Raw genomic sequence first — 13,721 nt, 5'->3', positions numbered from 1 at the left:
GAAATTATCATGGAAAAGAGATTATTTAGAAATGAGCATGAAAAGGTAGTCGCCGGTGTATCGTCAGGAATTGCTGAATACATGGAAGTAGATGTAACCATTATCAGATTGCTGTTTGTGTTGTCGACTATATTTTTGGTAGGAACTGGTATATTGGTTTATATAATTATGTGGATCGTAGTGCCGGTAAATACCGATCCGACAGCGAGGTTCTCGAAATTCAATGATTTCTTTAAAGATCAAAATAATCCATTTCAGTCGTCGAACCCATTTGGTAGTCAGAAAACCACAACAGAAAATCCTAAATCTTATCAGAACTGGACTTCATCGACAATGAAAGATGATAGTTTTGACTCCTGGAAAGAACCATTAGGTTATAAACCTTATCAAAAAAATAATGAAACAGGACGTACAGTTGCCGGTTTGTTTTTACTCGTAATTGGTATGTATTTTTTAATGGATGAATTTGGGATGATCCCATTTTGGTTTCAGCTTACTAAATTGTGGCCGCTGGTATTTGTAGCAATAGGTGCAAGTTTTATCATTAAATCTAAAAATAAAAATGCCTGGGAAAGGTGGCGTGATCAGAACTTTCAAGGTCCTGTAGATACAGCGAATCCCCCCGTTGATACCCCTGTTACCCCGGAGCAACCCGTTACTCCTGAAACACCAGTGGCGCCAGAGGCTACGCCTGACCCAAATACTGGTCAGGAAACTAATGATCGGTTCACTAAAAAAGATAGATAGTCATGAAGCTGGATAGAATAATGTGGGGTATTGTACTGCTTTTTATCGGTGGCGTACTGCTCTTAGAAAACTTTGGTATTATAGATTTTTACTGGAGTAGTGTATGGCGTTTTTGGCCAATATTTTTAATTATCGCTGGTATTAATATTCTGTTTAGCAGAAGTAAAAGCCAACTTGCAGGTGTAGTGTCTATTGCTATATTGGTGATTACCCTGATCCTGTTGTTTTTTAAAGGTCAGCGGAATCCTGACAGGAACAGAATCGTACATGATGGTTTAGGTAATCAGGGCTTGGAGACCAGTCCTGTACCAGAGGAATTTGGGGAACAACGTTTATCGATCCCCTATGATGCAGACTCTGTTGCTAAAAAAACAATACTTAATATTTCGGGGGCAGGAACATCTTTTGACCTTAAAGGGCATACAGATAGTTTAATCACTGTAGCCTCAAATCAGACGGGGGAACCGTTTTTGTTGATCAATAATTTAAGTACAGATAGCATCACTACATTGAATCTGAAGCCTAAAGGCAAGGGCGAATGGAAGCGGGGAGGAGGCGATGTTGATATCAATTTAAATACTAAACCCAACTGGGAAATATATGTTAAAATTGGCGCTGGAACGTTTGACTTTGATTTAGCTGATTACAAAGTAAGAACCTTTAACTTTGATGGAGGGGCAGCTGCACTTGAATTGAAAATTGGTAGTTTACTTCCAATTACCGATGTAAATGTTAAAACGGGAATGGCAGATGTAAAAATAAATATTCCTACAGGATCCGGTTGTCAGATCAGGGCTAAAACAGGCTTGTCTTCGAAAGAGTTCACGGGTTTTATCAAAATAAGTGATAATATTTATGAGACGCCTGGTTATAAAGATTCAAAAAATAAAATATTTATAAATTTTGATGGTGGACTAAGTAGCTTTGAGGTGAACAGGTATTAAACCTCTGGTCGCAATTACGACAGGCTAAATAAAATGGATAAGATTATAGAATATACAGTTGTTATAAATGGGAAACCTGAAGGCCCATATCTTTTAGAACAATTAAAAACACTACCCATCCAATCCGGGACATTTATTAGAAAACCGGGAATGGATGATTATAAAGAAGCTCACGAGTTGCCAGAACTACGTGAGCTTCTTGGTTTTGTAAAGGAGGTTCCGACGCCTCAATATTTCGCATCTTTTGATCAGCGTTTGCTTGCGGCTGCCATTGATTATTTCTTTTTAACCTGTGCTTATGCAGTTTTAACGCTACTTAGCTTTGTGGTTGTTGATGACAAGGCGGAGCGTATTATGTTGACGTTTTCAGGTTTGCCACTTATTCCGTTTGCAAAATTTTTGTATGGAAGTTTTGCTGAGGCTTCTCCAAAGCAAGGTACCATTGGTAAAATGCTGTTAAATATTAAAGTAACAGATTTGGGAGGAAACAGAATTACGCTTGGGAATTCTTTTGGTCGAAATTCGGCTAAACTCTTTTCTGTGTTGACCATGTTTATTGGTTATCTGTATAGTTTTTTGAATAAAAAACAACAGTGCCTGCATGATCTGATTGCAAACACATTGGTAATAAAAGACCGTCTGATCTAAACTAACAGTTCTAAACATAATCTTTATCTTTGTGTCAGATTTACAAATGATGGAAGAAGTAATTGGTCAGAACGCGTTAACAAACGCACTAAAAGGTGGATACTGCAATAGTTTAACACGATACTCCAGGTTTTTAACAAGAGAAGTTTCTATTGGTGATATACCTATGGGTGGTTTTAACCCAATCCGTATTCAGTCTATGACTACTACAGACACTATGGATACCCTTGGTACTGTGGAGCAAACCATCAGAATGGTCAATTCAGGCTGCGAATATGTGCGTATTACTGCGCCTAGTATGAAAGAAGCCGAAAATCTGGCCAACATTAAAAAAGAACTTCGTTTTAGAGGCTATAATGTTCCATTGGTTGCCGATATTCACTTCACACCAAATGCGGCTGAAGCTGCTGCACGTATTGTGGAAAAAGTAAGGGTGAATCCAGGTAATTATGCCGATAAAAAACGTTTTGAAAATATAGAATATACCCAACAAGCCTACCAGGCAGAACTGGAACGTATTTACAAGAAGTTTACTCCTTTGGTGAAGATTTGTAAGGAGTATGGTACGGCCATGCGTATTGGTACAAATCACGGATCGCTTTCAGACCGGATCATGAGCCATTATGGCGATACGCCACGTGGAATGGTGGAATCGGCAATGGAATTTATCAGGATGTGTGAAGACCTGAATTACTATAACCTGGTGATTTCTATGAAAGCCAGCAATACACAAGTAATGGTACAGGCTTACCGTTTATTGGTGGAAACGATGGTGAAAGAAGGGATGAATTATCCTTTGCATCTGGGTGTAACAGAAGCTGGTGATGGTGAAGACGGAAGGATTAAATCTGCAGTTGGAATAGGAACCTTACTTGAAGATGGATTAGGTGATACGATTAGGGTTTCATTAACTGAGGATCCGGAATTTGAAGCACCGGTAGCAAAAGCATTAGCATCAAGATACGAAAAAAGAGTCGCTGAGTCTGAACAACAGGAATGTCTTAACCCTGAAACGGAACTCTGTATTAAGGATCTTCCTTATAGTCCTTACGAATACAATAGAAGGCATACCGTGGCCGTTCAGCATATAGGCGGACATCATCATCCGGTAGTAATGTTAGATGTTAGTGCCGAGAACTTAAAAGATCCTTATTTTTTGAGCGCAGTTGGCTATACTTATAGTGCCGGGTTAGATAAATATAATATGGCTGATCAGGCATGTGATATCGTTTACCTTGGTGATCAATTGCCTTCATTTTCTTTCCCCGGTAATTTAAAACAAGTGTATAATTACGGGACATGGCTTTCATTGAAAGATAAAAATAATTGTCATCCATTGCTTAATTATGATGAATATGTTAAGTCGGAACAGAAAGATGAGTTTTTGAACCTTATTAAAATCAGTACCGATGATAAAGTTGACCTATCCTTGCTAAAAGAAAACACAATTATTGTATTGGAAACAAATGCAACTCACGGAATGGCAGCGCAAAGGGAATTTCTTATTGATCTTGTAAAGAACAATATTAAGATTCCTGTAATCATTAAAAGAGAATATGATCATCTTGACGCAGATCACCTGATGCTATATGCGGCTACTGATTTAGGTGCATTGCTTACAGATGGCTTTGGTGATGGTGTGTGGGTTAATACTAACAAGAGTATTGGCTTATCACTTATTAATTCGACGAGTTTCGGGATTTTACAAGCTACACGTACCCGGATTTCTAAAACCGAATACATTTCTTGCCCAAGCTGTGGGCGGACCTTATTTGACTTACAGGAAACTACGCAAATGATCCGTTCACGTACAGATCATTTGAAAGGAATTAAAATAGGTATCATGGGCTGTATTGTGAATGGCCCGGGAGAAATGGCTGATGCTGATTATGGTTATGTAGGAACAGGACCTGATAAAATTACGCTTTATCGCGGTAAAGAGGTTGTAAAGAAAAATGTGAATGCTGCACGTGCCCTTGATGATTTAATCGACCTGATTAAGGAAGATGGTAACTGGGTACAAAAGTAGTAGCTCATGAAACAACAATCTACCAAAAGTATAGCCGAACCTTTTAGTCCTTATCAGATTCTGGTCATTGCACTGTTGACTTTACTACAGTTTACAATCGTGCTGGATTTTATGGTCCTCGCGCCATTGGGCGATTTTTTAATGAAATCATTGTCTATGACTCCGAAAGGATTCGGGCTTGTGGTTTCTTCGTATGCCTTTAGTGCCGGACTTTCCGGAATTCTGGCTGCTGGTTTTGCCGATAAGTTTGACCGTAAAAAGATCCTGCTGTTTTTTTATACAGGTTTTATCGTTGGTACGCTTTTCTGTGCTTTGGCCACCACATATGAGATGTTGTTAGTTGCAAGGATTATTACCGGATTATTTGGTGGGGTAATAGGTGCCATCTCTATGACTATCATCACCGATATTTTTGAAGTCCATCAACGTGGTAGGGTAATGGGATTTGTGCAGATGGCATTTGCAGCGAGTCAGGTACTGGGAATTCCCATTGGACTTTATCTGGCCAATGTCTGGGGTTGGCATTCTGCCTTTTTAATGATTGTAATATTGGCGGTGCTTATAGGATTAGTGATACTTTTTAAAGTAAAACCAATAGATAAACACCTGGCCTTACAATCAGACAAGAGCCCGTTTTTACATTTATGGCATGCCGTAACCAACCGATCATATCAAACGGGTTTTATTGCAACTGCATTTATGAGTGTTGGTGGCTTTATGCTTATGCCTTTTGGTAGTGCTTATTTAATCAATAATATTAATATTACTCAGGAGGAACTTCCACTAGTGTTTATGTTTACTGGAATAGCGTCAATTGTAATTATGCCTCTGGTAGGAAAGTTGAGTGATCGGTATGATAAGTTTATGGTATTTGCCGGGGGATCTATACTGGCTATTATCATGATTGTGATTTATACAAATCTAAGTCCGGTTCCTTTATGGCAGGTTGTAGTGGTAAATATGATTTTGTTCATGGGGATCATGAGCAGGATGATTCCGGCAACTACATTGACGATGAGTGTGCCTGACATTAAGGACAGAGGAGCCTTTATGAGTGTAAATGCATCGTTACAGCAAATGGCAGGTGGAATAGCTGCATTGTGTGCAGGATTGATTGTAACCCAGGAAACAAAAAGCAGTCCTTTACGTCATTACGATACTTTAGGGGTTGTCGTTTCTATCCTGATTATAGTCTGTATCTTTTTGGTTTACCGTGTGAGTGTAATGGTAAACCAAAAAGACAAAAGATCGGCTTAATTTGCGCTGACAGTTTTAAAGTAAATTTCTTTGAAATTCATGGTTTTGGTGGTGTCAATTCTTCTGTGGAATGACTCCGGTTTAATATGATCAGGTGTATCAAAACCGCATGCTTCCATTAGTTCCACAGTTGCGTGGATGGTATTCTTATGGAAATTCGCAACCCTGTGTTTTTTGTCTGTCACATCAATGCCTTTAAATAGACTTTTATCTTGTGTAGCAATACCTACCGGACATTTTCCACTATCGCATTTCAATGCTTGTATACAACCTAAAGCCATCATCATACCTCTTGCACTATAACAAGCATCAGCGCCGAGTGCGAGTGTTTTCATAATGTCGAAACCAGTAATGATTTTTCCGGATGCCAGAACTTTAATCTGGTCCCGTAATCCATGGGCAATTAAAGATTGGTTTACAAAAGCAAGGGCATCCATTAAAGGCATCCCTACATAATCCGTATATTCCAGTGGTGCAGCACCGGTTCCGCCTTCTGCTCCGTCTATGGTTATAAAATCAGGCGCAACACCAGTTGCAACCATTGCAGTACAGATGTCTGTAAATTCTTGTTTACTGCCGATACAGAGCTTGAACCCAATAGGTTTTCCATCAGATAATTCGCGGAGCTGTTTAACAAACTGCATTAAGCCGTTTGCATTGTTAAAAGTACTGTGTGCCGGAGGAGAGATCACTGTTGTTCCGGCTTGTACATTTCTTATTTCTGCAATTTCTGGAGTGTTTTTAGCAGCGGGTAGTATTCCTCCATGTCCTGGTTTTGCGCCTTGAGAAAGTTTGATTTCAATCATTTTCACGTAAGTGCGCCTGGAGTTTTTTTGAAATAAGGCCGGGTCAAAATTTCCATCATTGTCTCTGCAACCAAAATAACCAGTTCCAATTTGCCAGATCAGGTCACCACCACCTTTAACATGGTGTGGACTAATGCCCCCTTCGCCGGTATTGTGTGCAAAGCCATTCAATTTTGCTCCGTTACTTAAAGACATGATTGCCGTCTTACTTAAGGCACCAAAACTCATTGCACCAATGTTTAGTATACTTAGGCTGTAAGGTTGTGAACATTGTTTATTGCCAACATTTACGCGTAGATCTTTTTGATCCAGTTTTTTAGGATAAATACTATGTGATACCCATTCATAACCTTGCTGATAGGGATCTACCTGCATCCCAAAAGCAACAGTTTCACGCTCGTTCTTCGCTCTTTGATAAACGATAGACCTTTGTCTCCTGTTAAAAGGTTTACCATCCAGGTCCGATTCAAAGAAATACTGACGCATTTCAGGCCTGATTGCTTCAAAGAAGTAACGAAGTCGCCCAACAATAGGGTAATTGCGTAACACTGCATGTTTGGATTGAAAACGATCGTAGCCTACCGCAGTAATGAGAATTAAAGGGAGTGCAATTAAAAGGTAAAAAGAGGATGCCTGATAAAATGCGGCTATAATAAGTGCAACTGTTCCGGACAATGCTATCCAAAGCAATGTTTTTCCAATTATTGAACTAATTTTTTGATTTTCCATAACTTGTAAATGGGACGTAATTACCTTGCGGTCTTAAATAAACTGGTGATCTTAAATGATGATAATATAGGGAAGAAGCCCTCTGATAAATAGATTGAAGTAGTAAGATTTGGGCCCCCGAATCGAATATTTTCTTGTAATGATTCGGGGTTTAATTCATAAAGTCTTTAGCGGAATTGGAATTCATGCCGCAAATTTCGTTATGTTTTTGTCATTATCAAAAAAAAATACCTTTAAAATTATACTTTTATCAATTTGATAAGAAAATGAAATTAAACCCTGAAGGTTAGTAGCAAAGGGTAGCTAAATGTTGAATTGATTGTAAAGAAAGAACTTCCAGTTATAGTTCAAAAAAGACCAACTACGATACGGTTTGAATATACCGTATCGTAGTTGGTCTTAAAAATATTCCTCAATATAGGGATGTAAAACTCTTTAGTCTCTGTTCCAGAATGCAGGTGGTTCAATTCCTAAGCTGCGAAGGTATACCGTGCCTTGTGCGCGATGATGAATTTCATTGTCGATAAAATAAAGAATGCTGGAAAAGACCTGGCCCTCGTACATACCAAATACCACGGTGTTTTCCTGGAAACGTTCCTGTGAAATTTCCGGCCAGAAAGTATTGATTTCGTCTGTACCCTGATCAAATAATTGCAGTAATCCTTCTTTGGAACGGTGTGCTTCATCTACAGAATGGTTGTCAAATCCACCTATGCTTTCCCAGTCTTCCGTAACAATTCCTCTTATACCGGGGCCACCAATATCAATAATCTCCTTTATCATTTCTGCAAATGGCCGCATTCCTCCTATGCTGTAGCTAAACAATTTGTCTTCGGGAAAGGCTTCAATTACCCTTCTTGTTAGGCGACGGTGGCCCATCCATGCCTTTAACATATTTTCGGAAGAAACGAAGGATGCGGTTTCAATAGTTGCTGTGTTTGAATTTTGGGTTGTCATAATTGTAAGTTTTAAAGATTTTTCTTATTTGTAATTGTTAACAATTTCTGTTTGTTACTACAAAGAAAAGTAGGGGCACTGACAACCCTATGGCAGTCCTTATGAGAAACTAATGATTTTTCGAGCTTTTTACGTAAGTTTGAACGACCTATTGTTTAACAATGAATAAATTATCTATTGATGATGAGAAGAGCGATATAAAGCTTCATGAATTAACAGCTCATTTGCAATCGCTCATTACTTCTCTGGAAGATCTTGTATTTGAAATTGATGGAAATCATACATTTAAAAATGTATGGACTTCTGATGATAGCATGCTTTTTATGCCCAGGGAAGGTTTTTTGGGTAAGACAATCACTGAAGTGATGGGGGAGCAGTCAGCCGTTTTTACTGAACCTGTTAATAAAGCTATTGAAACAGGGGAAGCTCAGGAGGTAATTTATAAACATCTGAATCCTTCATTTAATGAATGGTATAAGGCAAGGATAAAAACTGTGCAAAAATCGCAGCAACCGGAAGATTATATCCTGGTATTGAGCATACAGAATATTACACAGAAAATGCTGGCTGATATTGCACTTGAGGAGACCAGAAGGCAGCTGGAGATTAACAATGTAGCTTTAACGGAAGCGAGAAATCTCGCTGAAAAGGCCTCGAAAACGAAATCTGATTTCCTATCGGTGATGAGCCACGAAATCAGAACACCATTAAACGGTATTATCGGAATTGCCAACCTGCTCAAGTTGAACCACACAATGGATCAAAAAGAATACATTGGAAATCTGATTTTTTCAGCCGATCATTTGATGCAACTGATCAATGATATTCTGGATCTGACTAAAATGGAGAATGAGAAACTGGAGCTTGTACTTGCTGAAGTTGATTTGTTTAGATTGGTAAAGAACATTAGGAACCAATTTAAGTCACTTGCGGAAGCTAAAGGCATACAGTTGAAAAGCTTTATGGACGATGAGATCCCAAATCGATTGATTGCTGATCCAATTCGCCTGAGTCAGATGTTAAATAACTTGATTAGCAATGCGATAAAGTTTACCGACCGCGGAGAGGTGACACTGATCATCAAGCTGGTTTCTGTCGAATCTAATCATGCGCTGATTAATTTTGTGGTGAAGGATACCGGGATGGGAATTCCTCCGGAGCTCCAGGAAAGTGTTTTTGAAAGTTTTAAACAAATTCAGCAATCTGCGCGACGCGACCATGCGGGCACAGGTTTAGGCCTGACTATTACGCAAAAGCTAGCTGAATTACACAATAGCAGGGTTATTTTAGAAAGCGCAGCAGGAAAGGGATCTGAGTTTCATTTTGATTTGAGTTTTGAAATTGCTGGTGAACAGAATGCTGGCAGTCCTCAGGATGTACTCCCGGTATATTCGGCTTTTAAAGAAAAGTTAGCAGGACTTCGGGTATTGCTAGTTGAGGATAATCTGATCAATGTAATGGTGGCACAAAAGCAACTTGAATACTTTGGGGTGGATATAGACTGTGCAGAGAATGGAAAGGAAGCACTTGCACTGATGGAGAAAAATAATTACCATGTGGCTATGTTAGATCTGCATATGCCTGTGCTCGACGGGTATGCCCTTGCAATGATTGTTCGTAATAAATATCCCGATATTCATCCGGTAATTTTTACAGCTGATATTATGGCGGAAGTGAGAGCTAAATTCGCTAGTATTCATGTTTATGATATCCTTAATAAACCTTTTGCACCTGAAAAAATGTTTGAAGTTTTACTTAAGGTTGCCCAATCAAGAGGTGTGGTTTAAGTAGAAAATCCAATGTCTTTTTAACTACATCTGCTAAATGAGCTGGAAGTTGAGGATCCATGTACGGATGTGATGCACCGAAAACGTGATTTGCCCCTTCTATCTTTTGTATTTGTGCTGTTAGTTGCCTTCGTGCCAGTTCCTGTGCTACACTGAAATTAACATTGACATCCTCGTCACCATGAAGAATTAACCAGGGGATATTTATCCGTTTTGCTGCATCAATGATGTTGAAACTCTCTTTATGTTGATTAAAGTCATCCAGTAAAGTGCTGTTTAAAGGCATTTTTTCTTTAGTCCTTGCATTTTCTACATAGATTTTTCCTGTGCGTTTCCATTCCTCTTCCTGCTCCTTTTTCCATAAACTAGAGAAATCGGAAATGGATGACCAGGTAACGAGCTTGCTGATCCGCTTGTCTTTTGCTGCCTGTATGATGGCAAGCCCACCGCCGCGACTATGGCCAATAAGTTGTATAGATGTAGAAGGATAGGTGTCAAATACATAGGTGATGACTGTATCAACATCTATGAGTTCTTTGCTGAAGGTATTCGATGCGAAATCCTCCATGTCAGTCACATCATTTAGCTGTTCTTTTTTAACACCACTGTGCGACAGATTAAACTTGACGTACCTGTATCCATTTTCGGCAAAAAAAGCGGTGGTTAAATGGTGCGCTCCCCAATCTTTAAAACCTTTAAAGCCGTGAATGAAAATTATAGTGTCCAAATTTGTGCTTTTATCGTCATAAGTGCTGTCGCCGAATATCGGTTTTCCATCTGCACCTTGTAATGTAAATACTTCTTTTTTTATCATATGTAGCTCCCTATATGGTGTTTAAGCTATATAACAAAATAAAAATGAGCTTGTTTAGATTATTATCTTTATTTAAAATCTTTCTAAATAGCTCTTAATTACAGCATAATGACAGTGGAACAGCCTTGTCTTATTACTTTTGTTTCGCTAAAAACAAACAGGGTAATACTATTTTGGAATATTTAAAGATCATTGCTTTTACGCATAAACATATTGACCTGAAATCATTGGGTAAGTTGGTGATATGTGAGCAGACATTGGACGATAGGTTGAGGAACATTCAATCCGAGTTAGGTGTAAAAGAAATATTCTATGTAGGAACGTGTAACAGGGTAGAATTTGTATTTACCGCTTCCGATAATTTAGATAAAGATTTCATTCTTCGTTTTTTAACTGTACTTGACATGGGACTGCCTCCTGAGTATATGGAGCAGTTTGTTGAAAACGTTTCTGCGTATGAGCAGGTAGATGCTTTTAATCATCTGCTGCGTACTTCATGCTCACTGGAAAGTCTGGTGGTAGGAGAGAAAGAAATTCTTGCCCAGATCCGTAAGGCTTACGAGGCTTGTCGCGTTGCCGGATTTACCGGAGATTATATGCGGATGATTATGAACCGTGTAGTGAAAACTGCTAAGGAGGTTTATACCCACACCAATATTTCTAAAAACCCAGTCTCTATTGTCTCTCTGGCTTATCGCAAACTGCGTGATCTTAAAATGTGTGCCAATTCAAGGTTACTGATCATCGGCGCAGGAGAAACCAACAAAAATATAGCACAATACCTTAAAAAGCATAAGTACTCTAATTTTTCAGTTTTTAACAGAACACTGGAAAATGCAGAAGTATTGGCAAAAGAACTTAATGGTACTGCCTATCCACTTTCGGAGCTGGAAAACTACAATCAGGGCTTTGATGTGATCATTACCTGTACGGGGGCAACAGAACCGATAGTTACAGAGGAGATTTATAAAAAACTGCTGAACGGTGAAACTGGTAAAAAGGTGGTTGTAGATTTGGCTATTCCTAATGATACCGCTGCCGATGTGGTTAAAAACTTCCCTATACACTACATTGAGGTTGAATCTTTAAAAGAGACTGCCCGTAAAAATATTCAGGAACGTTATGATGAGCTGGTAAATGCCGAGCACATTATTGAAGAAAATATCAAGGATTTTGAACTGGTATTGCGCCAGCGTAAAATTGAAATCGCTATGAGTTGCGTTCCGGAGAAAATAAAAGAAATCAAGCATACTGCTATCAATGGTGTCTTTGCCGACGAAATCAATAATCTGGATGAAAACTCAAGATTAGTGCTGGAAAAAGTGATGAATTACATGGAAAAAAAATACATCAGCGTTCCAATGGTAATGGCGAAGGAGATATTGGTAAAGAATAGCTAGATTTGCCAAAAAATTAGCAATCAACGTGAAAAGACTTATTATAGGTACAAGAGGTAGCGACCTGGCTTTATGGCAAGCCAATTTCATTAAAGATAAATTAGCAGCTATCGGTGTTGAAGCTGAATTGAAAATTATCAAAACCCAGGGCGACAAGATTTTAAATCTTAGACTAGACAAACTGGAAGGCAAAGGGTTTTTCACAAAAGAGCTTGAAGAAGAACTTTTGGGAGGTACAATTGATATTGCTGTGCATTCACATAAAGATTTGCCTACCATTCATCCTGCTGGTTTAACTATTGCCGCAGTGACCGAACGTGAGGATCCTTCTGAGTTATTATTGATCCTGAAAGACTGTGTTAGTATTACCCATAAATTATCTCTGAAAAAAGGAGCTATGGTTGGAACTTCGTCTAATAGGCGTAAGGCCCAGTTGCTTGCACTTCGTCCTGATTTAAATATTGAAGATTTAAGAGGTAATGTACCTACCCGGATTCAAAAGTTAAGGGATGAGGATTACGATGCCATCATGATCGCCAAAGCTGGTGTGAATAGATTGAATATTGATCTTTCTGAGTTTCATGTTGAAGTAGTTGATACAACTGATCTGGTACCTGCACCTGCACAGGGGGCGTTGGCTATTCAGATCAGGGAGAATGACAGTGAACTGTTTGATGTCCTTCAGAAAATACATCATCCGGAAACGGCCGAGGAAATAGCTGTGGAACGTAAGGTATTGAACCTTTTTGAAGGGGGATGCCATATGCCTTTAGGCTGCTACTGTAAGAAGGAGGATGGAAAATATGAGATCTGGACTTCAAAAGCTGAAACAGATGAGGATTTTCCTGATCGTTTGTTTTATCGTGTAGATAGCCTGGAGGGAATAGCGGAAAAGATTGTTGCTAAATTTAGTGCTGACAGAAAGTATCCGGCTAAAGTGTTTATCTCCAGAGAAGTTGGTGAACACAATTATTTTAGAAAAGCGCTTGAAAAGCATGACATAGAGATTGATGCGCGATCATTGATCCGGACTTTTCCAATTGTAACTGTATTGGACCCGTTTTATTTGAAACATGTGGAATGGATCTTTTTTGCCAGCAGAAATAGTGTTGATTATTTCTTTAACCTAAAACCGATGTTACCTAAACACGTGAAATTTGGTGTAGCAGGAAAAGGTTCGGAAGATTCATTGAGAAAAGCAGGTCATTTGGCCGACTATGTTGGTGAAGGTGGTGATATTGATGAAGTTGGTGAGCTGTTTGCTGAAATGGTTGATGGGAAAACTGTATTGTTTCCGAGAGCGCAAGACTCTTTATTGAGCATTCAAAAAGCGTTAAAACCAAGTACGAAAGTAATAGATCTACCGATCTATGAAACTGTGATCGAAGAAGATGTTGATCAGACGTATGCAGAAGTGTTGATTTTTACAAGTCCGTCTAATGTAGATGCATATTTTGTAGACAACTTGCTGGAACCTGGACAAAAAGTAATTGCAATTGGCAATTCTACAGCTAAGAAATTTGAAGAAATGGGCGTTAAGTGCATTTTGCCTTATGCCCCTGACGAAATCGGCCTTGCTGAAGCTGTTTTCGGAATAGATATTTAA

General features: G+C 38.9%; 11 protein-coding genes. 8 read left to right on the top strand and 3 right to left on the bottom strand.

Going from position 1 to position 13,721, the window contains the following annotated elements; genetic code table 11:
• Nucleotides 1–9 precede the first annotated feature (9 nt).
• From R2Q84_RS21985 to R2Q84_RS21965, 5 genes are read left to right on the top strand one after another with little or no spacing between them, the layout of a single operon-like run.
• Nucleotides 10–747 carry a PspC domain-containing protein gene (locus R2Q84_RS21985; protein ID WP_316818755.1) on the top strand — a complete coding sequence of 246 codons (738 nt, stop codon included), beginning with the start codon at nucleotides 10–12 and terminating at the stop codon, nucleotides 745–747.
• A 2-nt stretch (nucleotides 748–749) separates the two neighbouring features.
• Nucleotides 750–1,691 (top strand): LiaF transmembrane domain-containing protein, encoded by a 942-nt coding sequence (locus tag R2Q84_RS21980; protein WP_316818754.1) that lies wholly within the window; start codon nucleotides 750–752, stop codon nucleotides 1,689–1,691.
• Between the two features lie 33 nt (nucleotides 1,692–1,724).
• Entirely contained in the window at nucleotides 1,725–2,339 is a 615-nt protein-coding gene (locus tag R2Q84_RS21975) for an RDD family protein (RefSeq protein ID WP_316818753.1), read from the top strand.
• Between the two features lie 49 nt (nucleotides 2,340–2,388).
• A complete protein-coding gene (ispG, locus tag R2Q84_RS21970; RefSeq protein ID WP_316818892.1) occupies nucleotides 2,389–4,368 on the top strand; it encodes a (E)-4-hydroxy-3-methylbut-2-enyl-diphosphate synthase in 1,980 nt (659 codons plus the stop codon).
• A gap of 6 nt (nucleotides 4,369–4,374) precedes the next feature.
• Nucleotides 4,375–5,625: an MFS transporter gene (locus R2Q84_RS21965; RefSeq protein ID WP_316818752.1), complete on the top strand. Its 1,251-nt coding sequence runs from the start codon at nucleotides 4,375–4,377 to the stop codon at nucleotides 5,623–5,625.
• Here R2Q84_RS21965 and R2Q84_RS21960 read toward each other — a convergent pair.
• Nucleotides 5,622–7,160, bottom strand: coding sequence for an FMN-binding glutamate synthase family protein (locus R2Q84_RS21960; RefSeq protein ID WP_316818751.1), 1,539 nt, complete (start codon nucleotides 7,158–7,160; stop codon nucleotides 5,622–5,624). The genes R2Q84_RS21965 and R2Q84_RS21960 overlap by 4 nt on opposite strands.
• Before the next feature lie 435 nt (nucleotides 7,161–7,595).
• Entirely contained in the window at nucleotides 7,596–8,117 is a 522-nt protein-coding gene (locus R2Q84_RS21955) for a DinB family protein (RefSeq protein ID WP_316818750.1), read from the bottom strand.
• A gap of 161 nt (nucleotides 8,118–8,278) precedes the next feature.
• Between R2Q84_RS21955 and R2Q84_RS21950 the strand changes: the two genes are divergently transcribed.
• Nucleotides 8,279–9,904: an ATP-binding protein gene (locus tag R2Q84_RS21950; RefSeq protein WP_316818749.1), complete on the top strand. Its 1,626-nt coding sequence runs from the start codon at nucleotides 8,279–8,281 to the stop codon at nucleotides 9,902–9,904.
• Here the strand turns inward: R2Q84_RS21950 and R2Q84_RS21945 are convergent.
• Nucleotides 9,873–10,718 (bottom strand): alpha/beta hydrolase, encoded by an 846-nt coding sequence (locus R2Q84_RS21945; protein ID WP_316818748.1) that lies wholly within the window; start codon nucleotides 10,716–10,718, stop codon nucleotides 9,873–9,875. The genes R2Q84_RS21950 and R2Q84_RS21945 overlap by 32 nt on opposite strands.
• A gap of 173 nt (nucleotides 10,719–10,891) precedes the next feature.
• On the opposite strand from R2Q84_RS21945, the gene hemA reads away from it, so the two are divergent.
• Nucleotides 10,892–12,118: a glutamyl-tRNA reductase gene (gene hemA / locus R2Q84_RS21940; RefSeq protein ID WP_316818747.1), complete on the top strand. Its 1,227-nt coding sequence runs from the start codon at nucleotides 10,892–10,894 to the stop codon at nucleotides 12,116–12,118.
• Between the two features lie 25 nt (nucleotides 12,119–12,143).
• Nucleotides 12,144–13,721, top strand: coding sequence for a hydroxymethylbilane synthase (gene hemC / locus R2Q84_RS21935; RefSeq protein WP_316818746.1), 1,578 nt, complete (start codon nucleotides 12,144–12,146; stop codon nucleotides 13,719–13,721).

Origin of the sequence: Pedobacter nyackensis (assembly GCF_032678475.1) — a bacterium.
In the GTDB taxonomy this organism is placed as follows: domain Bacteria; phylum Bacteroidota; class Bacteroidia; order Sphingobacteriales; family Sphingobacteriaceae; genus Pedobacter; species Pedobacter nyackensis_A.
The sequence above is the reverse complement of the archived record's forward strand: the minus strand, read 5'-3'. Positions and strand labels throughout refer to the sequence as shown.